The sequence below is a fragment of the Frankia canadensis genome, from assembly GCF_900197875.1.
Taxonomy (GTDB): Bacteria; Actinomycetota; Actinomycetes; order Frankiales; family Frankiaceae; genus Frankia; species Frankia canadensis.
In genome coordinates, this window is the sequence record NZ_FZMO01000001.1 from 152,620 (window position 1) to 178,660 (window position 26,041).

23 protein-coding genes are annotated in these 26,041 nt (G+C 69.3%); 14 read left to right on the plus strand and 9 right to left on the minus strand.

Going from position 1 to position 26,041, the window contains the following annotated elements:
• The first annotated feature begins 53 nt into the window (after window positions 1-53).
• Window positions 54-1,649 carry an MBL fold metallo-hydrolase gene (locus C1A33_RS00600; protein WP_101829560.1) on the plus strand — a complete coding sequence of 532 codons (1,596 nt, stop codon included), beginning with the start codon at window positions 54-56 and terminating at the stop codon, window positions 1,647-1,649.
• Window positions 1,646-4,033: a PEP/pyruvate-binding domain-containing protein gene (locus tag C1A33_RS00605; RefSeq protein ID WP_101829561.1), complete on the plus strand. Its 2,388-nt coding sequence runs from the start codon at window positions 1,646-1,648 to the stop codon at window positions 4,031-4,033. The genes C1A33_RS00600 and C1A33_RS00605 overlap by 4 nt, the downstream gene beginning before the upstream one ends.
• Here C1A33_RS00605 and C1A33_RS00610 read toward each other — a convergent pair.
• Window positions 4,021-5,856 carry a hypothetical protein gene (locus tag C1A33_RS00610; RefSeq protein ID WP_133150528.1) on the minus strand — a complete coding sequence of 612 codons (1,836 nt, stop codon included), beginning with the start codon at window positions 5,854-5,856 and terminating at the stop codon, window positions 4,021-4,023. The genes C1A33_RS00605 and C1A33_RS00610 overlap by 13 nt on opposite strands.
• Window positions 5,857-5,972: 116 nt before the next feature.
• Here C1A33_RS00610 and C1A33_RS36080 point away from each other — a divergent pair, with 116 nt between their 5' ends.
• Window positions 5,973-6,647: a toll/interleukin-1 receptor domain-containing protein gene (locus C1A33_RS36080; protein WP_243407035.1), complete on the plus strand. Its 675-nt coding sequence runs from the start codon at window positions 5,973-5,975 to the stop codon at window positions 6,645-6,647.
• Window positions 6,648-6,815: 168 nt separating this feature from the next.
• On the opposite strand, the gene C1A33_RS33975 is transcribed toward C1A33_RS36080, so the two are convergent.
• The 7 genes from C1A33_RS33975 to C1A33_RS00645 all read right to left on the minus strand — a co-directional run bounded on the left by C1A33_RS33975 (window position 6,816) and on the right by C1A33_RS00645 (window position 12,187).
• Window positions 6,816-7,340, minus strand: coding sequence for a hypothetical protein (locus tag C1A33_RS33975; protein ID WP_133150529.1), 525 nt, complete (start codon window positions 7,338-7,340; stop codon window positions 6,816-6,818).
• 321 nt (window positions 7,341-7,661) lie between these two features.
• On the minus strand, window positions 7,662-7,916 hold the full coding sequence (locus C1A33_RS00620; protein WP_243407036.1) for a hypothetical protein: 255 nt from the start codon (window positions 7,914-7,916) through the stop codon (window positions 7,662-7,664).
• A gap of 154 nt (window positions 7,917-8,070) precedes the next feature.
• Complete coding sequence (locus C1A33_RS36085) at window positions 8,071-8,574, minus strand: hypothetical protein (protein WP_243407037.1); 504 nt, start codon at window positions 8,572-8,574, stop codon at window positions 8,071-8,073.
• Between the two features lie 87 nt (window positions 8,575-8,661).
• Window positions 8,662-9,462, minus strand: coding sequence for a FadR/GntR family transcriptional regulator (locus C1A33_RS00630; protein WP_101829564.1), 801 nt, complete (start codon window positions 9,460-9,462; stop codon window positions 8,662-8,664).
• Window positions 9,463-9,605: 143 nt separating this feature from the next.
• Window positions 9,606-10,127, minus strand: coding sequence for a MaoC family dehydratase (locus tag C1A33_RS00635; protein ID WP_101829565.1), 522 nt, complete (start codon window positions 10,125-10,127; stop codon window positions 9,606-9,608).
• A gap of 1 nt (window position 10,128) precedes the next feature.
• Window positions 10,129-11,301: an acyl-CoA dehydrogenase family protein gene (locus tag C1A33_RS00640; protein ID WP_243407038.1), complete on the minus strand. Its 1,173-nt coding sequence runs from the start codon at window positions 11,299-11,301 to the stop codon at window positions 10,129-10,131.
• A 52-nt stretch (window positions 11,302-11,353) separates the two neighbouring features.
• Window positions 11,354-12,187: an HpcH/HpaI aldolase/citrate lyase family protein gene (locus C1A33_RS00645; protein WP_101829566.1), complete on the minus strand. Its 834-nt coding sequence runs from the start codon at window positions 12,185-12,187 to the stop codon at window positions 11,354-11,356.
• A gap of 82 nt (window positions 12,188-12,269) precedes the next feature.
• Here C1A33_RS00645 and C1A33_RS00650 point away from each other — a divergent pair, with 82 nt between their 5' ends.
• Window positions 12,270-13,484, plus strand: a complete 1,215-nt coding sequence (locus C1A33_RS00650; protein WP_101829567.1) for an acetyl-CoA hydrolase/transferase C-terminal domain-containing protein — start codon at window positions 12,270-12,272, stop codon at window positions 13,482-13,484.
• Window positions 13,485-13,538: 54 nt separating this feature from the next.
• Here C1A33_RS00650 and C1A33_RS00655 read toward each other — a convergent pair whose 3' ends face one another.
• Window positions 13,539-14,738: a CaiB/BaiF CoA transferase family protein gene (locus C1A33_RS00655; protein ID WP_101829568.1), complete on the minus strand. Its 1,200-nt coding sequence runs from the start codon at window positions 14,736-14,738 to the stop codon at window positions 13,539-13,541.
• Window positions 14,739-14,987: 249 nt separating this feature from the next.
• On the opposite strand from C1A33_RS00655, the gene C1A33_RS00660 reads away from it, so the two are divergent.
• The 10 genes from C1A33_RS00660 (at window position 14,988) to C1A33_RS00705 (ending at window position 26,030) form a co-directional block, all read left to right on the plus strand.
• On the plus strand, window positions 14,988-15,827 hold the full coding sequence (locus C1A33_RS00660; protein WP_101829569.1) for an alpha/beta fold hydrolase: 840 nt from the start codon (window positions 14,988-14,990) through the stop codon (window positions 15,825-15,827).
• Window positions 15,824-16,726: an HpcH/HpaI aldolase/citrate lyase family protein gene (locus tag C1A33_RS00665; protein WP_101829570.1), complete on the plus strand. Its 903-nt coding sequence runs from the start codon at window positions 15,824-15,826 to the stop codon at window positions 16,724-16,726. Before C1A33_RS00660 ends, C1A33_RS00665 begins: the two co-directional genes overlap by 4 nt.
• Window positions 16,726-17,922, plus strand: coding sequence for an NAD(P)/FAD-dependent oxidoreductase (locus C1A33_RS00670; RefSeq protein ID WP_101829571.1), 1,197 nt, complete (start codon window positions 16,726-16,728; stop codon window positions 17,920-17,922). The genes C1A33_RS00665 and C1A33_RS00670 overlap by 1 nt, the downstream gene beginning before the upstream one ends.
• A 110-nt stretch (window positions 17,923-18,032) precedes the next feature.
• Entirely contained in the window at window positions 18,033-19,544 is a 1,512-nt protein-coding gene (locus tag C1A33_RS00675; protein WP_101829572.1) for an aldehyde dehydrogenase family protein, read from the plus strand.
• A 45-nt stretch (window positions 19,545-19,589) separates the two neighbouring features.
• Entirely contained in the window at window positions 19,590-20,360 is a 771-nt protein-coding gene (locus C1A33_RS00680) for an SDR family NAD(P)-dependent oxidoreductase (RefSeq protein WP_101829573.1), read from the plus strand.
• A gap of 106 nt (window positions 20,361-20,466) precedes the next feature.
• Entirely contained in the window at window positions 20,467-21,813 is a 1,347-nt protein-coding gene (locus C1A33_RS00685) for a sugar ABC transporter substrate-binding protein (RefSeq protein WP_133150530.1), read from the plus strand.
• Window positions 21,814-21,845: 32 nt separating this feature from the next.
• The gene (locus C1A33_RS00690; RefSeq protein WP_165818173.1) at window positions 21,846-22,691 is read left to right on the plus strand and encodes a mycofactocin-coupled SDR family oxidoreductase; all 846 of its coding nucleotides are present in this window, start codon (window positions 21,846-21,848) and stop codon (window positions 22,689-22,691) included.
• Window positions 22,692-22,717: 26 nt separating this feature from the next.
• Window positions 22,718-23,476: an enoyl-CoA hydratase/isomerase family protein gene (locus C1A33_RS00695; protein ID WP_101829576.1), complete on the plus strand. Its 759-nt coding sequence runs from the start codon at window positions 22,718-22,720 to the stop codon at window positions 23,474-23,476.
• A 6-nt stretch (window positions 23,477-23,482) separates the two neighbouring features.
• The gene (locus C1A33_RS00700; RefSeq protein ID WP_101829577.1) at window positions 23,483-25,018 is read left to right on the plus strand and encodes a sugar ABC transporter ATP-binding protein; all 1,536 of its coding nucleotides are present in this window, start codon (window positions 23,483-23,485) and stop codon (window positions 25,016-25,018) included.
• A gap of 1 nt (window position 25,019) precedes the next feature.
• The gene (locus tag C1A33_RS00705) at window positions 25,020-26,030 is read left to right on the plus strand and encodes an ABC transporter permease (RefSeq protein WP_101829578.1); all 1,011 of its coding nucleotides are present in this window, start codon (window positions 25,020-25,022) and stop codon (window positions 26,028-26,030) included.
• Window positions 26,031-26,041: the final 11 nt, after the last annotated feature.

Consider the following 26,041-nt stretch of genomic DNA (forward strand, 5'->3'; position numbering starts at 1 on the left):
TGCGAGTTCGCCGGTTGCGGGCGGGTTGGTCTCGCAGGCAGCACGTATCCGCGATGACCGCGGCACCGGTGGGCCTGCGCGTCGATGTGCGCGTCGAGCCACTCGTCGGTGGCTGGTACGCGTGGTCCCACCTCGTCGCACCGGCGACGGCGAGTCGCCACCTCACTCATCGGCACCAGTCGATCATCGACTCCTACGTCGCCGCGCCGAGCGTGCACCAGCAGGCCGCCCGATCGCCAGCGCTGGCGGGTGGCCCGTTCGTCGACGTCGCCGGTGACCGCTCGGCCGACGTCGCCGCGCTCGGCGAACGACGTCGCCGTGAGCGCGCAGACCTGGTCGCGCTGAGCGCGGCGCTCGACGAACTAGCCGACATCGTCGCCGCGCCGGCCGGCGTCCCGTTGGGCCCGCTGTACGCGTCGCTCCCGCCCGCTCTGCGTGGATGCGTCGAGTTGACGTACGACCTCGACGACCACTGCTCGTTCCGCCTGCTCGAAGCCTTGCTCTACGAGCGCTACTACGCCGGCGGCCGCGACCAGGCGCTGGCGTTGAGCCTCGCAGGCTCGGACGATCGGCCGTTCGCGCTGAGCACCCCGCGCCTCGACGCTCCCGACGTGCTGCTGGCCGGCGTGCCCTTCCACCACCCCGGCGTCGACGCCCTGTTCGCCAGCGTTCGCGCTCCGATGCCGTTCGACGACCTCGCGAGCTGCCTCGAGCTCGATGCCGACGGTGCCGCCAAGCTCCGCCGGTTGGTCACTGCGACTCCGCCCGTCGCTGGCGACAGCGCTCCGCGGACCGCGCTCCGCGTGCGCTACATCGGGCATGCGTGCGTGCTCGTCGAGATGGCCGGGACAAGCTTCCTCGTGGACCCCCTGCTCCCCGATGCCTTCGAAGGTGCCGGGCCGCGCGTCAGCGCGGCCGACCTCCCGGAACGCATCGACTTCGCCCTCGTGACGCACGCGCATCACGACCACCTGGTGCTCGAAACGTTGCTGCGGCTGCGTCACCGCCTGGGCACCGTCGTCGTGCCGCGCGGCGGGACCGGGGCGCTGCAGGACCCCTCACCGCGCCTGGCGCTCGAGCACGCCGGGTTTCACGACGTCGTCGAGTTGGGCGACCTCGACGAGCTCGTCGTCGCCGACGGGCGCGGCCGCATCGTCGCCGTGCCGTTCCTCGGCGAGCACGGCGACCTTGCGATCGCGGCCAAGGCCGGCTGGCTGATCGAGACCGAGGGGACACGGTTGCTCTTCGCCGCCGACTCGGCGGTCCTCGACGCGTCGCTGTACGACGTGCTGCGCGAGGTAGTCGGACGCGTCGACGTCGTGTTCCTCGGCATGGAGTGCGAAGGCGCCCCGCTGACGTGGCTGTACGGGCCGCTGTTCCGCCGTGAACCGTCGCGCGAGCGGGCCGCCGCCCGGCGCCTCGCCGGCTCCGACGACGTGCAGGCGCTGGCGTTACTCGGTGCGCTCGGGTGCCAGCGCGCGTTCGTCTACGCGATGGGCCACGAGCCGTGGGTGCACTTCCTCACCGCGACGGCGTTCCGCCCCGATGCGCGGCCTGTTCTGGCGGCCGATCGGCTCGTCGCCGAGGCCCGGCGGCGCGGGATGTCAGTCGACCGCCTGCACGGCGGCTGCGACATCGTGCTCCCATGAGCCTCCACCGCACCTTCGCGAGCGTCCTGACGCTGGGCGCGCCGGGCACCGAGCGGGACGACCTCGTTGGCGCCAAGGCGGCGGCGTTGGCGCGGCTCGTCGCGGCCGCGCCGGTCCCGCCCGGGTTCTGCGTCACGGCCCTCGACCCCCGCCGCGTGCCGGACCCGACGGTCGAGCGCGACATCCGGCGCGCCTACGAGTCGCTGGCCGGAGAGCGCGCCCTCGCCGTGGCCGTGCGCTCGTCGGCGCTCGACGAGGACGGCGCGGCGGCCTCGTTCGCCGGCATTCACGACACCTTCCTCAACGTCGTCGGGGCGGACGACGTCGTCGCCGCCGTGTGGGAGTGCGCGCGCTCGGCGGTCGCCGACGTGGCGCTCGCGTACCGCGCCCGCCTCGGCGTGCCGGGCGAGGTGCGCATCGCCGTCCTGGTGCAGGTGATGGTGCCGGCGGACGTCTCGTTCGTGGCGTTCAGCAGCAACCCGCTGCCGAAGCAGGACGGCGTTGAGCTCGTCGTGAGCGCGGCGCGGGGACTCGGCGCGGTGATCGCCGACGGGACGGCGCGGCCTGACACGTACCTCCTGCTGCGCGACACGGGGGAGACGATCGAGCACCGTCGTGGCGATCAGTCCGTTCGCCTGGTCGCGTCGGCAGGTGGCGGCGTCGCGACCGAGCCGCTCCCGGCGCGCGAGCGCGCCGAACCCCCGCTCGACTCCGGCGCCCTGCGCGAGGTCACCGACCTGGTGCTCCGCATCGAGCGTCTCGTCGGCCAGCCCGTCGACGTCGAGGGTGCCCGGGTCGGCGACTCGCTGTTCGTGTTGCAGGCCCGCCCCATCACCCGGACCACGCGCTTCCCGCTCGACGGCCTCGACGAGGAAGCCACCAGTTGGCTGCGTGAGGACATCCACTTCCCCGCCGTCGTGACGCCGATGGGGGGCGACTACGCCCGGCTCGGCATGTACGCGGGGCTGCGCCGCATGCAGGACGAGCTCGGCTGGACGAGCCGCGCCGATGCCGTGGTGTTCAACGGAAGGGTGTACGTGCGCTGGCACTACATGTCGCCGGTGGACGAGTTGGACGAGGCACGCCGGCGGCTGGAGGCGGAGAACCTAGAGCGAGCTCGCACGGTGGTCGCGCGTTGGCACCGGACCGTCGTGCCACGGCTGCGGGCGATCTACGCCGAGATCGAGTGCCTCGACGTCGACGGTCCGCCCGGCGGGCAACGGGTCGCCGCGTGGCACGCCGTCTGGAACGTCATCGAGGAGGCGTGGTACTGGCACTTCGTCGTGCTCTACCCGTGCTTCGCCGGGGTGCGCCACCTGGCGGCGACCTGCCGCGACCTGTTCGGCGAGGAGACCGCCGCCAACGCGTGGCGGTTGACCGCCGGGCGGGTCGAGACGATGCACCAGGTGGAGGTCGACCTGTGGACGCTCGCCGAGATCCAGCGCGCGGCGGCTGCGCCGGACGCCGGCGAGGATCTCGCCAGGGCGCTCGATCGCTGCCTCGCCGCCCATGGTCACCTCGGCGCGGAGAGCGACGACCTCGCCGCGACCACGTGGGCCGACGAGCCGTCGCGGGTGCTTGCCGAGGCCCGGCGGATGGGCGCCACCGACGTGCCGCCGGGCGATCGGCGGGCCGCGACGCTCGCCGCAGGCGACGCGTTCCTCGCCGAGCTGCGCGGGCGGGTCGCCGTCGAGGCGGACCGAACCCGCCTCGACGAGGCGGTCACGCTCGCCCGCGCCGTGTTCCCGCTCGTCGAGGACCACAACTACTGGCTCGACCGCATGCTCCACGCCACCACGCGGGCGGCGCTGTTGCGGGTGGGCGCGCGCTGCGTCGCCGACGAGGTGCTCGAGCGGGCCGACGACATCTGGTATCTCCACGTCGACGAGGTCGCCGACGTCATGGCCGGGCCGCAGGACCGCCGCGAGCTGGTTCGACGGCGTCGGGACGAGTGGCGCGACTGGAGCCGCCTGATGCCGGCGGTCGGCCCGGTGGCAGCGGCCGCCGAAACGGAGGAGCGTGCCGGCGCAGTGCTGCCGGCCGTGTCGCCGCTCCGCGGGGTCGCCGCGTCGCCCGGCGTGGCGGTGGGTGTCGCCACGGTGGTGCGCACGAGCGCGGACGCGGCGCGCGCGCCGGCCGGCGGCGTGCTGGTGTGCCCGAACACGAACATGTCGTGGGTCGCGCTGATGGCGCGCGCGGGCGGCCTCGTGACGAGTGCCGGCGGGGAGCTCAGCCATGGGGCGATCGTCGCCCGCGAGTTGGGCATCCCAGCGGTGGTGGGGGTGCGCGGCGCGCTCGATGCGATCGCCGATGGGATGCTGGTCGAGGTCGACGGCGTGGCCGGCGTGGTGCGAATTGTCGCCGGCGGAGATCACCAGGGGTGACGGTCGCCGGGCGCCCCGGCGACTTGGACCATCCGCCGGGCGATGGCGAGCGTGCCGACGGGTTGCCGTTCGAGCAGCACGCGATGCCTGCCGTCGTCGTCGATGCCGCCGCCACAGGTCGCGCAGAGCGCTTCGACACGGCGCACCTGGCCGCCGGAGGTCTCGAACACCTGCCGGGTCAGCGTTCCTTCCCCGCACGGGCACGGGCCGGCCGATTCGAGCGAGCGCACCAGGTGCAGATAGGGAGACGAGCCGTACGAGTGCAACCGGCCGACCTCCGCCACCCCGTGGACGACGGCGTCGAGCAGCCGCCGCTGCCAGCCGTGCAACATCCGCCAGAGCGCCGCGCAGACCGCGTCGCCGGCGGCCTCGTCGATCAGCACGCCGGCCGGGGCGCGCAGGGCGACATCGCCGCTGGCGAGCGTCCGGATCAGGCTCGGGGTGTCGGCCTGCAACCGCTCGATCGGTTCGGTCGAGCGGTCCGCGCCGGCCAGCGCCTGCCGGCAGTCCTCGAGGAAGAGCGTCCAGAACGGTCCGTTCGCGAGGTGCCCGGCAAGGACACCGCGCACGGGCTGCCACGGCTCCTGGCCGAGCGTGTCGACCACCAGCTCCTGGGCGCCCGCCCCGGCGACCCATGCGTAGAGCGCGCCACCGCCGGCGCCCGCGTGATGGACGCCGCGACACCAACCGTCCGGGGACCGTCTCTGCAGGAGGAGGAAGGGCGCCGACTCCTCAAGCGTCATCTCCGCCCGCACGAGGGCACCCTCGGCGGGCAACGGCCCGACGTCCGTCAGGTCGATGTGCCATCTGCGCCCGCCGTCGGCGAGGGGGACGGATCGGCAGGGCACCGGCACCGGCGGCGACCCCGTCAGAACCAGTGCGGGGTTGCCCAGCAACACGAACGGTCCGCTCGCGCCGGTTCCGGTTCCGGGCCCGGGCCCGCCGTGGCGACGGCGGCGGTCGTTGACGGCCCGGACGACCTCACCGAGCGGTCGTCCGTCGGCGATCAGGGCCATCGTGAGCAGGTCGAGCTCGAGGACGCCCTGGCTCACGTCGGACGAGACGATCGTGGCCAGGCTCCGGGAGGCAGCGGCCTGGTGCGCAAGGCTCGACTCGGCGCGGAACCAGCTCGGGCCGAGCGGCATCAGCTCGCAGCCCGACAGCACCAGGACGGTCGCATCGGTCTCCATGAGCGCGACCAGCCGTCGCCCGCCCGAGCTCGGTTGCCGGAAGCAGGTGCCGTCGTTGAAGCACGGCAGGACCGCCGGGCCGCGATCGTGGATGCGTCCCGCCCGCGCGCACAGCACGGCGCCCGGGCCCACCGAGGCGTCGAACGCGTTGGCGTGACCGTTCAGCAGGAGAACGTCGCACCGCGAGGTGAACAGCGCCCCGGGACGGTCATCGGCATGGCCGGATGTCGACGGCCCGGCGATATCGAACGGTGTGGCGTACGAGCCGGAGATGACCGCGGCCCGCCCGGTCGTCGGAGCGATCTGGACGAGCAGTGCCTTGAGGAGCGCGAAGCGAGCGAGCAACGGATCGGCGGCGAGGACGAGGCCCCATGCGACGCCGGCGCGGTCCAGCATGTCAACGCCGACGCGCAACTCCGTGCGCGGCGTGCCGACCTGGTCGGCGACGACCAGTGCGCGCCGCCCGTTCGGCACGCGGCGGGGCTCACCCGCTGAAGGCAGCGCGACGACGTCGCTACCGTTGACCACTCCGGCGAGACGGAGCAGCCGTCCGTCCACACCACTACCGGCGACCATCGTCACTGGCGCACCGCCGCGCTCGCGGGGGAGGGGTGGCACGGCCCCGGTTGTCACGACGGCATCGACGCCACCCGCACGCAACGCACCCGTGAGGTCGGTCAGGAGGTTTCCGTCATGCCACACGGGAACTACGTCGGATCTCCTGGCAGCTCGAAGAAGCCGGCTACCGTGTGCTCGTCCAGGCATGGGACTTCGTCGCGGGATCTAACTGGCAGGTCCGCATGCAGCAAGGCGTACGAGACACCCAACGCACCATAGCTGTGCTCTCCGGCGCCTACCTCAATTCGGTCTACGGCCAGGCCGAGTGGCAGGCCGCGCATGCCGCGGACCCCCAGGGCTTCGCCCGCAAGCTCCTGCCCGTACGCGTGGAGGACTGCCCGCGGCCCGGACTCCTCGGCGCGGTCGTTTCCATCGACCTCTTTGACCATCACGACGCAGACAAGGCCGGCCAGCACCTCCTCGACCACCTCAGCCACGCGGTCACCGGGCGCGCCAAACCCGTCACACCACCACGCTTCCCCACACGCCATCTGACCTCCCCGGCCCACGCACCGACGATCCCCTCCGCCAAATCCCACCCCACCGGCGCTCCCGGCGAGGTCCATACCGCTTGGGACGTCACCAGCCACCACGCTTTCACCGGCAACATCGACGCGGTGCTGGTCCTGGCTGCCTTGCCGCTGTCCGACGGCCGCACCCTGCTCGCTAGCGCAGCAGCCAACGATGACCAGGTGCGGTTGTGGGATCCCGCCACCGGACAGCGCCGTCACGCACTCAGGGGCCACGAAATGAGGGTGCACGCCTTGGCCGCGCCTTGCCGCTGCCAGACGGTCGCACTGAGGTGAGCCCCGTTTCTCGGACACCTGCGTAGTGGGACCCTATCTGGATTATTCACTGGCAGGGTACTACTATTCGCGAACTGGTCGTCGCTGAGCTTCTGAATCTTGACAGATAGGGCGGACGCGGTCAGCCGGCGCGAACCTCACCTCGACGATCTTTACCACGTGCATGCCCTATCCTGGCCGCCCTGGCTGATAAGGTCCTTCGGCGGCCAGAGCCTTACCAATCTCGCTGGTGATCTTGTGGACGAGATTAGGTGCCAGCTTTCCTGGCCACAGGGAAATGCGGATGATCTCGGGCCACGGGCTACGCCTGGCCTCAACGCGGAGTCGATAGTCGTCTGCGCCAAACGGGAGAGGATCGATATACTTGTGGTCATAACTACCTGTGTCCAAAATGAAGAGCCCCGACTCGGTGGGCGACCATGACGTTTCGATGGCGTCATCCGCTTCTTCCCAGAGGGGCGGGGCGATTTCGTGGGCGATAATCTTGACAGTCGCTTCGCGAGCTTCGGGGCCTTGCGCCGAATCCGAAGCGCAGAAAATGCGAACGAGGCCCCCTTCGACCGCCAAGAGTGGATCAATCGGGAAGGACATGCGGGTGGACGTGACAGAGGCGTCACAGAGAAGAAGGGCCCAGTCGGCAATTCCTCTAGGGCCATAGAAGAGAACGCGCCCCCCATCGCCAATTGTTTTCACAATAGCACTCCTTATCGTAGCCATGGGAAGCAACGATTATATTCTGGCGGAAGTCGGCAGTCTTGGGGGTGATCAATGCATCAGCCCTGACGGAAGGGCGACCACGGGGCGGACAGCTGAGCGAGCCGGCGAGCGACCCGGCCACCCAGCCGCCCGGTGGCCCCGGTGACGCCGATCAGGCCGGCGCCCGCCTCCGGCCTGTCTTCGGCTGGTCGGTTCGACACATCCACCAGTCAAATACCCAGGCCGCCTGTCGCCCCCGAACAGGCACCGTCGCGCCGACCCGTTCAGTCGACCGGTTCCGTCGGACCCGCTGCGCTGTCAGTGGACGGAGGAGCCGGACATCGTCGCCCACCGGGTTCGCCAGGACATCAGCGACCAGCGGGAGGCGCCGCTCATGATCGAACCGATGCTGGCGAAGGAGGCGACGCTGAAGATCGACGCGGTCGACCCGATCGAACCGATGGACAACGCCGAGCCGACCGAGCCGATCGACAGGACGGAGCCCTTCGACCACAGGCAGAGGACGGAGTCCTCGGAGCCGATCGACAACAGGGACTTGCCGCGCGTGTGCATGGGTCCCATCCTGTCGGTTCCTGTCGGCTCGGGTGCCTGTCGCGCTGGAACTTCTTTCCGTTTTTCACCCGGTGGACAGCCCAGGCCCGGACGGGCCATCGGACGGCCATCCGGGCGCCGCCCTCCTTCGGTCAGCCCTGACAGTCGAGCGCCTCTAATGGGACGGCTGCCACGACGGGTCGCGGCCGATGAAGCCGAGCAGGCGCGTCTGGGCGGCGGAGCCGGCGGGGACGTCGACACGGGTGCGCCAGCGCCCGAGCGCGGCCTCGGCGGCCCCCGCCGCCTCGGCGCCGCTCGCCGCGGGCGCACAGCCGACCATCGACGCCAGGTCGCCGCTGGTGGCGAGCGTGAGCAGTTCCTCGGTGGCCGTACCCTCGGCCGCCAGCCGGCCACCGGCGGCGGTGCCCGCCGCGCCGACCAGCGAGGCCAGGGCCGCGGCGGCCTCGATCTGCAGCAGCAGCCGATGCCGCCGCAGCCGGGCGATCTCCTCCCGGACCCGGTCGAGCACCTGCCGCCCGTCGGCGGACGGCGCGGTGCCCCGGCCCATCGCCGCCTCCAGCCGCCCCAGCGCGGCTTGGGCCCGCAGGCGGTCCGCGCCGGCGACGAAATGCCGGTCGACGTAGTCGAGCACCGGCCTGATCCCGGACAGCTCCTCCATCGTGTCGAGCAGCGCGTTCGGGCGGGCGCGGATCGTGTACCCGCGGCACCGAGGGGCCCCGTCGAGGCGTCTGGCCTGGGTGCCGGGTCAGCCCCAGGTGATCGGCGAGCAGGTGAACGAGGGCTCACGCTCGTGCATGTGGCCGAGATATTTCTGCATGTGCTCGCGCATCAGCCGTTCGGCCTGGTCGGCATTTCCGTCGAGAATTGCCTGTCCGATCAGCCGGTGCTCGTCACGGATGCTTTCGCTCGTCGTGTTGCGCGCGATACCGCCCGAGACGACCTTCGTGGTGTAGAGTTCCTTGAGAGCGGTCGCGACAAGATTGAGGACGTTGTTGCCCGTCATGCTGCTGATGACGTAGTGGAACTCGTTCGCGGCGTCGATGTAGCGCATGTCCCCCGTCGGGGTGCTCGCCTCGATCTGGAGGGCGTGCTCGAGTTGAAGTCTAGCCTGGGGGTCGGGGTTCTCTGCGGCCATGCGGGCGACCATCGGTTCCAGAAAGATTCTGGTTTCGATGAGCTCCTGGATTGTGGCGCGACGAAGGCTCAGATAGAGCGAGAACGTACGCCCGACGTTGCACGGGTCGACCGCGAGCACTGTGGGGCCACCACCGGGGCCCGACTTCAGTGATATCAGGCCGTGGATCTCGAGGATACGCAGGGCTTCGCGGAGCGAACCGCGTCCTACCCCGAACTGCTCCACCATTGCGGCCTCGTTCGGAAGACGGTCCCCCGGTCCGAGGCCCTTCCGGATCACCTCCTCGACGAGCGCCGCGGCGATACGTTCGGAGGTCTTCACAGATCTCGAGAGCGGCGAGGCCGAGGGGCGCTGCGCCGGAGTGGCGTCAGACGTTTGCCCCGACGAGCCGTCCATGCGCATCGTCACCATGAATCCCACCTTACGGTACGTCGGTGTGGACACCGTCGACCATGCCCCGGACCTGGGCTTGCGTACGATGATCGTCCCGTTCTGTGCCACAGGCGATCCCCTGGGTGTCCGTGTGGTGTCAGACGGTCACCTGGGTGGCGGGGTCACGCCAACGGTCCGCTCTTTGCCTGCGGGAAGTAGCCTTGCTCGGCACCGCTGTCCCGTCCGGGAAGTAGAACCGATCGCCGCCAGGACAGCACATCCTCGCCGTCCTGGTTGAGCCCCCGCGTCGTCATCGAGACGATTCCGTAGCCCGGTCTCGATCCGCTCGGCCGGGTCCCCGTGCACAGGCTCTCGGCGTAGAGGGTGTCGCCGACGTAGACCGGGTGAGTCAGCCGGACCTCGTCCATGCCCAGGTTGGCGACCGCGTTCTGGCTCATGTCGATGACAGAGAGGCCGAGGATCAGCGCGATGGTGAATCCCGAGTTGACCAGGATGCGGCCGCCTGACACGGGGTTCTGCCGTGCCAGGTGGGCGTTGAAGTGATTCTGGTTGGTATTGCAGGTCAGCAACGTGAACCAGGTGCAGTCGGCCTCGCTGATCGTCCGGCCTAACGGATGCTGGTAGACGTCGCCTGGCACGAAATCCTCGTAGTAACGGCCGAGCGCGGGGGGGTGGATTGTCATGTCAGATCGCATCCCTCTCCAGTAGTCGGCGGGCGATGAGCAGCTGTTGGATCTCGTTGGTGCCTTCGCCGAGGATCAGCAGCGGTGCGTCCCTGTATAGCCGCTCGATTACGAACTCCTGCGAGTATCCGTAGCCGCCGTGAATACGCATGGACTCGACGGTGCACCAATGTGCGGTTTCGGTTGCGAAGTACTTCGCCATCCCGGCCTCGAGGTCGGCTCGCCCTCCGCTGGCTTTCTTTCGCGCGGCGTCTTCCAGGAGGAGTTCCGCGGCCCGGATCTTGGTGCCCATCTGCGCGATCTTCTGTTGGATGAGCTGATGGTTGCTGATCGGCCGACCGAATGCCTCGCGCTGCTGGGCGTACTTCACACCCGCTTCGAAGGCCGCGGTCGCCAGCCCCACGGCGCGGGCGGCGACGTTGACCCTGCCGAGCTCTACAGCGGACATGAAATAGGCAAATCCCTGGCCGAGCCCGGTCTCTCCGCCGAGGACCGAGGATGCCGGCGTCCTGAAGCCGTCGAAGACGAGTTCGGTCGACTCGACACCCTTGTATCCGAGTTTCTTCAGCTGCGGTGGCACGAGCAGGCCGGGCTGCTCGTGCGCGCCGGCCCGCTTCTCGACAACGAAGGCCGTCATGCCGCGGTGGCGCGGCCTGGCGTTCGGGTCTGTGACGGCGAGCAGCATCACCAGGTCGGCGCGCAGCCCGTTGGTCGCCCACATCTTGCGTCCGTCGATGACGTACTCAGCGCCGTCTCGGCGCGCCCGGGTCGTGATCGCCTGAACGTCGGATCCGGCGTGCGGCTCGGTCATCGAGTAGGCGGCGCGAAGCTCACCGGTCGCCATGCGCGGCAGCAGTCGCCGTCGCTGCTCCTCCGTGCCGTACTGCTGGATCATCCAGGCGGCCATGAAGTGCGTGTTGACGACTCCGGAGAGGCTGATCCAGCCTCTCGAGAGCTCCTTGATCACCAGGGCGTACGTCACGAGATCCTGGCCGAGGCCGCCGTACTCCTCCGGGATCACGAGGCCGAACAACCCCATCTGCTTCAGTTGCTCGACCATCTCGGTCGGGAACTGGTCGCGGTGGTCGAGTTCGGATGCCTGCGGCGCGACCTCGGCGTCGACGAACTTCCGCACCAGCCCGATCATGTCGCGCTGTTCGCTCGTCAGCTCCACTGCTATGTCTCCTAGACGTCCGGGTCTGGCGAAATCGAGGTAGGCGGTGGCCTCAGTGGACAGCGGCTAGTCGCAGCGTCATGCGGGCCTGGCGGGCGACCGGCTCGTCCACGAGGCGGCCATCCGCCACGGCCACCGCCGCCCCGCCGGCCGCGGCTTCGTCGAGCGCGGCGAGCACCCGCCGCGCGCGTTCCACCTCGGCCTTCGACGGTGTAAAGACCTCATGGACGACCGAAACCTGGGCCGGGTGAATGCACAGCTTCCCGCCCATGCCCAGCGCGCGGGCGCGGACGGCCTCCGCGCGCAGGGCGCCCGGATCAGTGGCGGCGAGATGCACGGCGTCGAAGGGCCGGCGTGAGCCCGCCGCCGCCGCGTCCACGACCAGACGCGATCGTGCGTACATCAGTTCGGCGCCGTCGGCGAGCGGTTCCAGCCCGAGTTCGGCGCCCAGATCTGCGCCGCCCAGTGCCAGGGCGGCCACCCGTGGGTCGCGTGCGATCTCGTATGCCGAGCGCAGCCCGGCAGCGGTCTCGACGAGTGCGATCACAGGCGCGCTGTCGGCGGGCATCAGCGCGAGTGCCTCGGGCGTGGCCTTCGGAAGCATCAGCGCGTCCACCTGCGTGTTCGCGAGGTCGGCGAGGTCGGCGGCCCCCCACCGGCTGTCGGGTGCGTTGATGCGGACAACGACCAGTGGCCCGAGGCCGCGGGCTGCGCCCACCGCGTCGACGGCGAGCGTGCGTGCCTGGTCCTTGCGCTCCCGAAGGACCGCGTCTTCAAGATCGATTACCACGGCGTCGGCGGCGCCGTTGAGCGCTTTGTCGACCTTGTAGGCATCGTCGCCGGGTACGAAAAGCAACGAGCGAGCATTGCTGAGCGACTGGCGCATCGGGCTCCTTGTCCGCGAGTCGGCCGATCCATGCGTATGATTACAGTAAATTCTCTCCCAGGCAAACCGATGGAGCGACCTGATGCATGTCACGCACGATCGTGCCGCCGCGGTGCTGCTGCGCGACCTGCCTGCTCCCCGCGTGCTAGCCGCGATGGGACCGCAGCTTCCAGCCGGCCTTGTCGCCGCGATCATCCGGGAAGCTCGCCGCACTGATCGGGTGCTCACCCTGCTCGTCGCCGACCTGACTGGCCGTTTCGCCTTTCTCGACGCCGCGGCCCGCGCGCAGGTGCGCGCTGGCCGGCTGCGGGTGGTCGTGCTCGCGGGCGCGGTTCCGGTCGACCTGGCGGCCGACGTCGACCACGTCCCCGCGTCGATGTGGGACGTCGACGGCATGATTGCCTCGGGGGTGTTGCCCTTCGACGTGGTGGTCGCCAGGATGCGGCCCACAGGCCGGCCTGGGTGGCTCGGCTATGGCGATATCGTCGGATATACCCACTCCGCGCTGACAACGTCGGCACGCGCAGGTTTCGAGCTCCAACCCGCCCACGCAAACCTTCCCGGCACCGATCCTGTCCCACTGGATCGCGCGCAGGTCGTGGTGACCGCACCGGTGGGGGAGGCCGACGCCGACGCGCCGCCGGGCCGGTCACCGTCCGACGCGCAACTGCGGGTGGCCGCGAGGGTCGCGGACCTCGTGCCGTGCCAGGCCACGGTGCAGGTCGGGCTCGGCGCCGTGCCGGAGGCCGTGGTGGCCGCGCTGGTCGGGCGCCATGACCTGCGTGTCCACTCGGGCGTGCTGCCTGGCGCGCTGCGGCGACTCTCGACCGTCGGGCCGATGGTGGCCACCGGCGTGCTCGGAGACGCTTCATGCGGTTGGGGTGAGGTGTGTCTGGAGCCGCTGAGCCGTACCCATGACCCGGTCCGGTTGCTCGGCCTGTGGCGGCTGTGGGCCGTCAACTCGGGTTTCGAGGTGGACCTGACCGGCGCGGTCAACGCGGAGTACCGCAAGGGGCTTCGGATCGCGAGCGGCGGCGGCCAGACGGACTTCGTCCGTGCCGCGCACCTGGGAGCCGAGGGCGCCTCTGTGCTCGCGCTACCGTCCCGGTCGGCCGGCGCGCCCCGGATCGTGGCGCATCTGGGTGTTCCCGCGACCACCCCTGGCGGCGAGGTCGACCTGGTGGTGACCGAGTACGGCGTCGCGGACCTGCGCGGCCGCTCCGCCACGGACCGGGCGGCTGCCCTGGTCGCCGTCGCGCATCCGGACGACCGCCCGAGTCTTGCGGCCGGCCTCTGACCTGGCCGGTGGTTGCCCGGCCCCGGCCCCGGCCGGGTCCGGCGAGTCCTGGCGTCAGATGATGCCGCGCTCGCGCAGCCGAGCCACCTCGGCCTCACTCTTGCCGAGATAGTCGCCATAGACAATGTCGTTGTCCGCGCCAAGCGGGGGCGCGCTGCGCCACACCGTGCCTGGGTGCTTCACGAGTCGCGGCACCACGCCCTGCATACGTACCGGTCCGAGGTCCTGGTCCTCGACGGTGACGATGTTGCCGTTCTCCCGGTAGGTCGGATCGGCCAGGATGTCGTCCACGGTGTAGATCGTCGACGCCACGACCTCGAGCTCCTGCATGATCTTCAAACAATCGTCGAGCGGGCGCTGGCTGATCCAGTCGCGCAGTATGCCGTCGAGTCGTGCACGACGTTCCTCCTGCATCGCCGGTGTCGCGTAGTCGGCGACGTCTTCGCCGACCAGACGGGCGACGTTCTGCACTGATCGGGGCGTCCCCGAGGTGACGGTGATCCAGCGGGCGTCGAGGGTCCGGAAAGTGTTGATCACGGCGGCCGGGGCGGCGGCGAGGCGGTTGCCGGCACGCTGCGGGACCTGGCCGGACTGGTCGCGGAATACCACCTGCCACTCGACGAGCCGGAAGAGAGTCTCGTACAGCGCCAGGTCGATCCATTCGCCGGCGAAGTCCGGGTCGGTGGCCCGACGGTAGAGCGCTGCCTGGATCGCGAAGGCACCCATGAGACCGGTGACCGAGTCGCCGTGGGAGAAGCCGGTGTGCACCGGAGGCCCGTCGGGGAACCCGGTCAGGTTGACCACGCCGCTCATCGCCTCGCCGACCTTGCCGAAGCCGGGCTGGTTGCGTCGCGAGGAGCGCGCGCCGTAGCCGGTCACCTGGAGCACGATGATCTTCGGGCTCACCGCGTTGATCGACGCGAAGTCGAGCCCCCATCTCTCGAGCGTGGACACCCGGAAGTTCGTGATGACCACGTCCGCCCAGGCGACCAGGTCACGCGCGACCTCTCGGCCCTCGGGGCTGCGCAGGTCGAGCGTCACCGATCGTTTGTTGCGGGCGGAGACCTTCCACCACAGGTGCGCACCGTTGCGCTGCGGACCGGCCGCTCGCTGTGGGTCGCCACGGCCCGGATCCTCAACGTGCACGACCTCCGCGCCGAGATCGGCCAGCAGCGTGCCGGCGAGCGGTCCGGCGATGACGTGGGCGAACTCGACGACCTTGAGGCCGGCCAGGGCTGCCTGGGAGCTCTGCATCGATGTCCTTCGCGGCCAAATTCATACGGATAGTTCGCATGAAAGTAGCCAGCGGTGGGTGTGGATGTCAACGGAAGCTGGCCGCGCGAGCCTGGCCGCATCCGGGCCGCGCGGGGTCCCAGTCGACTGTCCTGGGGGGGTGACCAGCGGAGACAGACGGCTGAGCGCTCACGTCCGCCCTTGACGGCGATTCATGCGCATGATAATCATGCACCGGTCCTGAACGGTTTGAGAGGTCAGGGGTAGCGGATGTTGCACGAGTATGCGGATGGCTTCGTCGAGGTTGACGGGCTGCGGCTCCACTACACGGAGTGGGGTCCGGTCACGGCGCCGCCGATCGTGATGCTCCACGGGCTCAATGTCCAGTGCCACACCTGGGACCCGATCATCCGTGGGCTCCTTCCCGACCGGCATGTGATCGCGATGGACCTGCGTGGGCACGGGGACAGCGACTGGTGCCCCGCTGGGTACCGAGTGCGTTCCATGGCCCGTGACGTCCACGGGCTCATCGACCAGCTCGGTCTTGGACCCGTCGACCTTGTCGGGCACTCGGCCGGGGTCCGGGTCGCGATCGCGGTGGCCGGCGAGCGGCCGGAGACGGTGCGCCGGCTCGCGCTCTCGGACGCCGGACCAGCCAACTCCCGGTCCGGCGCGATCGCGATGCGCGACTTCATCCGGGCCACGACGAACCTGCGCGGATTCCGCGACGAAGCGGAGGCGGAGGCCTTCTACCTGGGCCTGCATCCCGAATGGCGCAAGGACTTCATCGACTTGCACGTCCGGCACCAGCTGCGCAGGAACTGGGCCGGCAAACTGGTCCCCAAGGCGGACCCGGACGTCCAGTGGATCACCGGCTCGGTGAGCCTGCCGGATGTCGAGTACCTGTGGCAGCGCTCGAAGGACCTCACGATGCCGACGCTGCTCCTGGTCGGCCGGCGCAGCAACGTGCTCGACGAGGAGGTCGTCGACCGCATGCTTGCGGCGATGCCGGCGGCAACGGTGCGGTGGTTCGACACCGGCCACTACGTCCCGCGGGAGGCGCCGGAGGAGTTCCTCGAGGTGCTGCGGTCGTTCCTGGAGGTGTCATGACGGCCGGCCGGGAGCGCTACGCGCACGTCCGCAGCCTGCTCGAGGTCCCCATCCTGGTCGAGCGGTACTGGGACAAGGTGCCCACGGTTCAGGCCGACGCGATCATGATCGATCTAGAGGACTCGGCGGCGCCCGCGGACAAGGAGCGGGCCCGCGCGCGGGTGGTCGAGGCATTAGGCGACCGATCGCATTTCGGCGCCCGCGAGGTCGTCGTACGGGTGAACAACCTCGAGACGCCGTGGGCCAGGGGCGACCTGGTGGCTCTGGCCCACGCTGACGGCGACTTCCTCGTCAGCTACCCGAAGGCGCGCTCGGCCGACGAGGTGGTGGCCGTGGCCGGCATCCTGCGCGAGCATCGGGACGCGCGCCCGCTCGGCCTGCACGTCATGATCGAGACCGCGGGTGCCGTCCAGGAACTGGACGCGATCTCGGCCGTCGAGACGGTGCAGGGGCTGCATTTCGGCTATGTCGACTTCGCGGCGGACGTCGGCTCGCGGCCGTTCGACGACGCGGGTGACGATCTCTACCTGCCCGGCAGCCAGGTGCGCTCGACGGTGGCGATCGCGGCGGCCGCACACGGGCTGTTCGCGACCGGGGGAAGCCTCGTTCCGAACTACCAGGATCTCGACGTCGTGCGCAGATTCGTGCGCACCTGGCGGGATGTCGGCTACACCGCGTGTATCGCGCTGGCGCCCCGTCACCTGCCGATCGTGAACGAGATCATGACGCCGTCGCCGGCCGAGGTCGAGTATGCCCGCGTGATCTGCCGGCGGTACGAGGAGGCGTTGCTGCGAGGCGAGGCGGCGGTCCTCCTCGACGGTCGGGTGGTGACGAGGCCGGACTACCGGGTCGCCGGCCTGGTCCTGGCTCGGGCCGGAGAGCCGGTGGGGCACCCGTGATGCGCCAGATCGTGATCGCCGGCGGCTCCAACGCCGGCCTGAGCGCCGCCCGCGAGCTGCGTCGGGCCGGCTTCGACGGGCGGGTCGTGCTTCTCGACGCCGATGCGCAGTCCCCGTATCGGCGGCCGGAGGTCTCGAAGGGCCTGCTGAGCGGCAAGCTCGATGAGGGACGCGTCGCCATCGAGTGGCCGGGGAACCTCGAGGTCGAGCGGCTGATGGGTCATCGCCTCGTCCGCCTTGACCTCGGGCGTCGCCAGGTCGAGGCTATCCGGGCGGATGGTGGCGACGTCCAGGTTCCTTTCGACGGTCTGGTGATCGCGACGGGAGCGCGGGCCAGGCCTGTTCCGTTCGGCCCGCGCCTGCCCGGAGTCCACACGCTGCGGTCCGTCGAGGACGCGCGCGGGCTGAGAAAGGACCTTCGGGAGGCGCGACGTGTGGTGATCGTGGGCGGTGGCTTCATCGGCCTCGAGGTGGCCGCCGTCGCCGCCGAGCTCGGTCAGGACGTCACCGTTGTCGAGAAGGACAAGGTACCGCTCGGCAGCGTGCTCGGTGCCTCCTTCGGCGCCTACGTGACCGCGTTGCACCGTTCGCATGGTGTACGCATCGTGACCGGCGGTTCGGTGGCCGGTCTCGTCCCAGGTCCGTCGGGGCGGGTCGCCGGTGTCCGTCTGGTCGGCGGTGAGCCGCTCGCGGCGGACGTCGTCCTCGTCGCGATCGGCTCGTTACCGGGAGTCGACTGGTTGATCGACAGCGGACTAGACGTCACTGACGGCGTTCGATGTGACCGTACGTGCGCGGTTGCGGGCGCCGACGGGGTGGTCGCGGCCGGCGATGTCGCTGCCTGGTGGAATCCGCTGTACAGCAGGCTCATGCGAGTAGAGCACTGGACAAACGCCGTCGAGCAGGGTGCCTATGCGGCCCGGCGGCTGCTCGGGCTGCACGATCCAGCGGGATTCGTGAGCGCGCCCTACTTCTGGTCCGATCAGTACGGCGCCAGGTTGCAGAGCATTGGCTCGTCCTTAGGCCACGATGCGGCCCTGACGCTCGAGAGCGACGGGCCAAAGCTCGTAGTCGCCTATGCCCGCGCGGGCCGCCTTCTAAGTGTGGCGGGGATCCACGCCAGTGCAGCCGTCATGGGCCACCGTTCGCAGGTTTTGTCCAGAATCTCGATTGAAGACCTGGAATGCGCAGTGTAATTACGATGAGCGGAATCTATGATTATGAAACGAATTATCAACGTGAACAGGATTCGGCGCTGTAGGGTCCGACGCGTGGGGCCAGGCACTGTGAGAGGGCGGGACAGATCATGATCGGTCAGTCACAGACCGTGCGGGCCGGGGCGGGTGTCGCTGAGCCCGCCCCCGTCGCGCGGGGCCTCCGGCACCTGATCGACGGCCGGCTCGAGACGGGGACCGGACGCTTCGTGATCGTTTCGCCCTGGACCAGGCAGGTGGTCGCCGAGACGCCGGTGGCCGGAGCCGACGAGGCCGAGCGCGCGATCGCGGCCGCGCGCCGGGCGTTCGATGAGGGCCCCTGGCCGCGGATGTTGCCGGCCGAGCGGGCTGCCGTCCTGCACCGGTACGCCGACCTGCTCGCTGAGCACCGCGACGAGCTCGTGCGGATCGCGATCGATCAGGCCGGCGCGCTGCTGCCGCTGGCCGAGGGATGGCAGACCGGCGCGCCGCTCGTAGCGGCCCACGGATATGCCGACGCCGCCGCTAGCTTCGCCGAGACCGAGTCCACTGACATCAGCGGCCCGCCGATGTCCGGCCAGACGGGTGTACGGCGGGTACGGGTCGTGCAGCGCGTCCCGGCGGGCGTCGTCACCGCGATCACCCCGTTCAACTACCCCTTCCGCGTCAACGTGCAGAAGGTCTTTCCGGCGCTTGCGGTCGGCTGCACGGTCATCCTCAAGCCGCACCCGACCACGTCCTGGGATGCCGCGCTCATGGCGCGGCTCGCGGTGCAGGCCGGACTGCCCGAGGGTGTGCTGAACATCCTGCTCGGCGCCGGCCCCGAGACCGGTGAGGCGCTGGTCGGCGACCCCCGGGTCGACATGGTCAGCTTCACCGGTTCGACGGCCACCGGGCGGCGAATCATGGAGCTCGCCGCGCGGACGGTCAAGAAGTGCGTGCTTGAGCTCGGCGGCAAGTCCGCCAACATCGTCTTCGCGGACGCGGACCTCGATGCGTTCTTCGCCACGGACCCGGCCAATCTCAAGCATGCCGGCCAGGGCTGCGGCCAGCTCACCCGCCTGCTCGTCGAGCGTCCGATCTACGAGAAGGTGACGGCGCGGCTGGCTGAGCGTATGGCGACGTTGCGGCCAGGGGAGCCGCTGGACAGCGGCACCGAGCTGAGTCCGGTGGCCAACGCGGCGCAGTTCGACCGGGTCCTTGACTACATCCGCGTCGGCAGGGAGGAGGGTGCGACCCTCGCGGCCGGCGGTGCCGTTGCCGACCCCACCGGTTTCTTCATCGAGGCCACGCTGTTCACCGACGTCAACAACAGGATGCGTATCGCCCAGGAGGAGATATTCGGCCCGGTCCTTGTCGCCATCCCGTTCGATGACGAGACCGACGCCGTGAGAATCACCGAGGACTCGATTTACGGCATCAACGCCGCGGTCTGGAGCCAGGACCTGGAGAAGGCCTGGCGGGTGGCCGGTGCGATTCGCACCGGGAACGTCGGGGTCAACTGCCTGGCCAACGTCACCGCGGGCCCGCACGGGGGATTCAAGCAGACCGGTGTCGGACGGGAATGGGGTCGCTGGAGCCTCGACGAGTACATCGAGCTGCGTGCATTCGAGACGACCGGTTGATCTGCCAACGGCAGGGTCCCGGTCGCAGTCAGAATGGAGCTGAGAATGGCAGAGCTGCAGGACCGCATCGCGTTCATCACCGGCGGCGCGTCGGGCATGGGGCGCGCCAGCGCGCTTGCGATGGCGGGGGAGGGGGCCACGGTCGTCATCGGTGACCTCGACGAGGGGCAGGCCAAGGCGGTCGCCGCCGAGATCGAGACCGCCGGCGGGACCGCGCTCGCCCTCCAGGTCGACGTCACGGACGACGCGGCCATCCAGCGCTGCTATGACGTCATCGGCGAGCGGTACGGCCGGCTGGACATCGTCTACGCGAATGCGGGCACACCTGGCGCCACCGGCAACAACGTGACGCGTGAGCAGTACGACATCTCCGTCGCAGTGAACCTCACCGGCGCCTATTTCGCCGCGCAGCAGGCGATCCCGCTGCTGCAGGCATCCGCGAACGTCGGTTCGATCATCTTTACCAGCTCGACCGCCGGCCTCGTAGGCTCCCACCTGAGCCCGCTCTACTCTGCCTCCAAAGGTGGGGTCGTGATGCTGGGGAAATCGTTGGCGCTGGCGCTTGCCCCGAAGATCCGGGTGAACGTGATCTGCCCGGGGCCGATCGACACTCCTATGCTGCCGAAGTTCTGGTCCAGGGAGACCACGGAGGGCTTGGACGATCGCATGAACGCCTGGCTCGCCAAGGACATCCCACTCGGTCGGCGTGGCCGACCGGAGGAGATCGCGCAGGCCGCGCTCTTCCTGGCCAGCGACCGGGCGAGCTTCATCACCGGTGTCGCCCTGCCCGTCGACGGCGGTTTCGTCGCGAAGTGACACCGTGCGTGCCGACCGGAGCTGACCCGGGGCACCGACCCGGCCCGCGCGCGGGCCGTCCCAACGACACCGGCGCTCTTTGGCGCACCTTTTTCGGGAGTTGTTCATGGATATCAAGGATGTACCGGCAACGGCAGAGTTATCCAGACGCGGACTGTTACAGGCCGTCGGCCTCGGTGGCCTCGGCCTGGCGGTGGCGGCCTGCGCGGGCCGTGACGTCGGAACGGCCAGCAGCGCCGGCGGCGCGGTCGCACCGAAGTTCATCGATCACCTGATCGCGAACGTGCCCGCCTTTGAGTCGACCGATCGTGCCTTCAAGCTCTCTGCCCAGGCGCTCAGCGGCAGCTCGTCGTTCACCAGCTACGACGGCGACATGCAGAAGATGCTGTCGCAGGAGCTGCAGTTCCCCGCATTGGGAGTCAATGGTGTGCACAGCTATCTCGTCGCCGACGCGTCGGTGGGCCAGTACGCGCAGTCGTTGACCAACAAGAAGATCGCGTACACGAATCTCTCGAACCGCCTCCCGTGGTTCGCACCCAACGGTCCGAGGTACAACGGGTACTTTATCGGCAACGTTGGGGGGCCGTTCGCCGAGGAAGCCTATATCATCACGAAGATCCTCCTGCAGCGTGGCGGCGGGAAGGGCGAGGCGATCCTGCTCGGCGGCCCGAAGGGCGGCATCTCCGAGACCGCGCGGCGGTTCGGGGTCAACAGGGCGCTCGCGGAATATCCGAACGTCAAGGTCGTCGGCAACGCGTACACCGACTGGGATACCACCAAGGCCAGGGACGCACTGGCCGCGCTGCTGCCGGCGCATCCGGACGTGAAGTTCGTCGTCGGATTCAACGACGGCGTCGCCCAGGGCGCGATTGCCGCACTCAAGGCGGCTCGCAACACCACCGCGCTCGTCTGCGGTATGGACGGCGACCCTGGGTTCCTCGAGCAGATGCAGTCGGAGGAGAGGATCGTCGCCACCTCCGCCGGCCTGATCGCGTTCTCGGGAGTGCTGGCCGCCGTCCGGCTCTATGACTTCCTGAACGGTGTGAAGTTCGATCCCACCGAGGTGTTCATCGACACCGACAGCGTCATCGTGGACACGCCTGGTGCGGCGGGCGAGCTGTTGAACCTAACCGGCGAGGACAAGTCGCCGCTGTGGGACGCGCGGAAGATGAGCCGGAAACTGCAGGGCGACAAATGGACGTTCCCGCACAAGTGCGTGGTCTCGGACCCGACGAATTTCCTGTGGGGCGACAGGCCAGGCACCAACAGGACCCCCCGCCCGGCGGGCTTCCAGTGGCCGACGGAATATCAGCGGGCACTCGACAGTGGGCAGATCGACAAGGTCAACACCGACTGGTCCGCGCGTTTCGTCGATCCCTATGGCTCCGTCCGGGCGAAGGCGGATTACAAGGACGGTGCGCTCGGCACGTTCAAGCGCATGGGCATCGCATAGAACGACGGGGCGACCCACAGGAGGTGGCGGATATGTATGACCAGGACCCGATGCGGCAGCGCCTGGCGGGCCGCACCGCGCTCGTGACCGGCGCGGCCCATGGCCAGGGCCGGGCGCACTGCCTGCGGCTCGCGGCCGAAGGAGCCGACATCGTCGCGCTGGACCTCTGCGAGCAGGCACTGAAGGTCGCCTACCCGCTCGGCACGTGGGATGAGCTCGTCGAGACGGTCGACGCGGTCAAGGCCATGGGACGGCGCGCGGTCGCGATAAAGGCGGACATCCGTGACCGGGCGGCGCTGGCGGCGGCGGAGGCCGCCAGCAGCACCGACTTCCCACGGCTGGACGTGCTTGTCTGCAACGCGGGCATGGGCGCCTACGGCAAGATCCTCGACACTCCCATGGACCTGTGGGACGAGGTCATGAGTGTCAACCTGACCGGAACCTTCAACACCGTGCAGGCGTTCGCCCCGCGCATGCTCGCGGGCGACGGCGGTTCGATCATCATCACCAGCTCGGTTTCCGGGACCAAGGGGCTTCCCTTCACCGGCGCGTACGCCGCGACCAAGCACGGCCTCCAGGGCCTGATGAAGGTCCTGGCGCAGGAGCTGGGCGAGTTCGGAATCCGGGTCAACACCGTGAACCCCGGGCCGATCCGGACCCCCCTGACCACCGACGAGACCGGGCCGGCGCTGCTGAGCGGTGACGGCCACGACGCGGTCCTGTTCGCCAGCACCTTCAACCCGGTGCTGCCCATCCCGGCGAACGGATTCCTCGAACCCGAGGAGGTGAGCGCCGCCGTCGCGTGGCTCGCCTCCGACGACGCGAGGTTCATCACCGGTATGGCCGTACCGGTCGACGCCGGCGTCATGGTCCGCTGACCGATCCAAGGACACAGGAGTAGGTAATGTCGAAGATCGCGCCTCGGTTACACGACTACCGGGGAAAGTACCAACGAATCAAATTTGAGCGCACCGACGACGGTGTCCTCGTCGTCACTCTTCACACCCGGGGCGGGTCGTTGGTGTGGGACACGGTCGCCCATGACGAGCTGGCGTACTGCTTCAACGACGTCGCCTGCGATCCGGAGAACAAGGTCGTCGTGCTCACCGGCGCCGGCGCCGACTTCTGCGGGGCCATCGACTTCGACAGCTTCGTCCTGACCGGCCCCGCCGATTGGGACAACAGCGTCTTCGAGGGCCAGAGGCTGATCAACAACTTACTGTCGATCCGGGTTCCGGTGATTGCTGCCGTCAACGGGCCCGCGCGGGTGCACTCCGAGATTCCGATCCTCTCCGACGTCGTGCTCGCGTCTTCCACCGCGGTTTTCGAGGACAGTCCCCACCTGCCAGGAGGAATCGTTCCCGGCGACGGAGCCGCGCAGGCGTGGATCTACGTCCTGGGCGCGAAGCGTGCCAAGTACTTCCTTCTCACCGAGAAGGAGCTCTCGGCCGAGGCCGCGCTGGTTGCCGGCGCCGTCGACGAGGTCCTCGCGCCCGCTGAGCTGATTCCCCGGGCCATGGAGATCGCCCACAGGCTGGCGGCCAAGCCGCTGCTCACGCTGCGCTACACCCGTGAGGTCCTGACCCGTGACCTCAAACGCATCATGCACGACCAGCTCGGTTTCGGCCTCGTGCACGAGGCGCTCGCGGCGCTGGATCTGTAGGCCGCGATGACGGTCGACACTCTGCCGCCGCCGGCCCTCGAAGCCGACGGAGTCACGAAGGCGTTCCCAGGAGTACGGGCATTGACGGACGTCAGCATCACGGTGCGTGACGGCGAGGTGGTGGGCCTCGTCGGCGAGAACGGCGCCGGAAAGTCGACCCTGCTCAGCATCCTGTCCGGCTCTCTGAGCGTCGACTCCGGCGAGGTCCGTGTCGGCGGCCGTGCCACGGAGCTGGCGAGCTACCAGCAGGCCAACGCGGCTGGCGTGTTCCGCGCGCACCAGGACCAGGGCCTCATCGGCAACCTGACCGTCGCGGAGAACCTGTACCTCGGCCACGAGGTCCGGTTCACCGTCGGCGGCCTGCTGCGAACCGCTCGCATGCGCCGCGCCGCCGCCCAGCAGGTCGACGGCAGCCAGCTGCTGGGTGGGCAGGTCGACGTGGACGCACGCGTACGGGATCTGCCGCTGGACATCCGGCAGCTCGTGGAGATCACGCGGGCCTTCGCCGTCGCCGACCTGCTCGAGATCGGCCGGCCGGTCATCCTCCTCGACGAGACCACAGCCTCGCTGAACCAGGACGAGGCGGCCGAGCTGTTCCAGTTCGTCCGGGCCCACCGCGAGCATGCCTCGTTCGTGTTCGTCAGCCACCGCCTGAACGAGATCCTCGAGCTGTGCGACCGGGTGTACGTCCTGAAGGACGGACAGGTCGTCGCCGAGCGGCTGGCCGCCGAGACCAGCGAGGCCGAGCTGCACCGGCTCATGGTCGGACGTGAGCGCTCACAGAACCACTACTTCGAGGATCGCCGGCACGCCACCTTCGGCCCGGCCCGGTTGCAGGTCGACGGACTGGCGGCGGCGCCGTACTTCACCGACGTGTCACTGGAGATCCGCCAAGGTGAGATCTTCGCGCTGGGTGGCATCGCCGGCTGCGGCAAGTCGCATGTCGCCCGGGCCATCGCGGGTGACCTGAAAGCGCACGGCGATGTCGTCGTCGATGGACACCGCCTGCGGTCCGGGGACAACGCCGCACGGACCGGGTTCATCGCGTTCGGTCCGCTTGACCGCCACGCGGAGGGCGTGAGCCTGCTGCAGAGCATCAAGTGGAATATCACCTGGTCGAGCCTGCGCTCGTTGCGCCGCGGCCCCTTTCTCGATCCGGGACGCGAACGGCGCGCCGTCGCCGCGGCGATCGACCGGTACCGCATTGCCGCTCCAGACATGGAGACCAAGGTCGGCTCGCTGAGCGGTGGAAACCAGCAGAAAGTCATGCTCGCCCGGCTCGTCGCCTCCGGGGCCCACGTACTGGTCCTGGACAACCCCACCCGGGGAGTCGACGTCGGCGCCCGCCAGGAGATCTACGGACATCTGCGCGATCTCGCGGACGAGGGCATCGCAATCCTCGTCGTGAGCGACGACCTCAACGAGCTCCTCGGGCTCGGTGACCGCGTCGCGGTCATGAAGGACGGGCGCATGGTCCATCAATGGGATCAGGCCGAGACCAGGCTGCTCACCGAAGAGCTCGTCATCGCAAGGATGGTGTGAAATGACCACGCAGCAGCTTCCGGAGAGGCCCGTGGTGGCCGTGAAACCAGCCCGGCCACCACGGTCTACCGGTGAGGTGGTCGGCGCCTGGGGTGGTCGGCTGTTACCGTACGCGCTGATCGTCGCGCTCATTATTTTCTTCACTGCGCGTACGGCGCTGTTCCCGACCACCGACAACCTGCTGAACATCCTTCGGTCGTCCTCGACACTGATGGTGGTCGCGTGCGCGTCGACGCTGGTCATCGTCGCCGGCAGCATCGACCTGTCCGTCGGCGCGGTCGCTGCCTTGACGGGAACCATCGCGGTCCAGTTGTCCGAACACGGCCACCCCGACCTGATCTGGCTCGCGCTGCCCATCGGTCTGGCCTGCGGCCTGGTGAACGGCTTCCTGGTCGCGTACGCCAAGCTGCCGTCATTCCTTACGACGCTCGGCACACTGTTCATTCTCAACGGTCTGGCCCTGAGGATCACAGGCGGCGCCGCGGCTCAGCTCGACAACCACACGCTCGACACGATGGTCAACAGCACACCTGCGTTTGGCATCGCAAATATCGTCTGGTGGGCCGTGATGGTGTTCGCCATCGTCGCGGTCATCGCGTACCGGACGCCGTTCGGCCGCCACGTCTATGCCATCGGTGGCAACGAACGCGTCGCGGCCCTCTCCGGCCTCAAGGTGCGGCGCAACAAACTTGCGCTGTTCGCCCTGTCCGGCCTCCTGTCCGGCGTCGCCGGACTCATGCTAATCGGCGTCGGCGGCGGATCCTCGCCCGGTATGGGCGATTCGTTCCTGCTTAACGCCATCGCGGCGGTAGTGATGGGCGGAACCGCCCTCAGCGGCGGCAGCGGTGGCCCGGCGCGCACCATCGTTGGCGTCCTCACCCTGGGGATCGTGACCAACGGGATGACCTTGATCCAGGTGGATCCCAACTACCAGACCGTGATCTTCGGCGTGATCGTGCTGTTCGCCGTGATCGTCACCGTTCGCCGGTCCGAGACCGGCGTTGTCAAGTGAGGAGGGTTGGT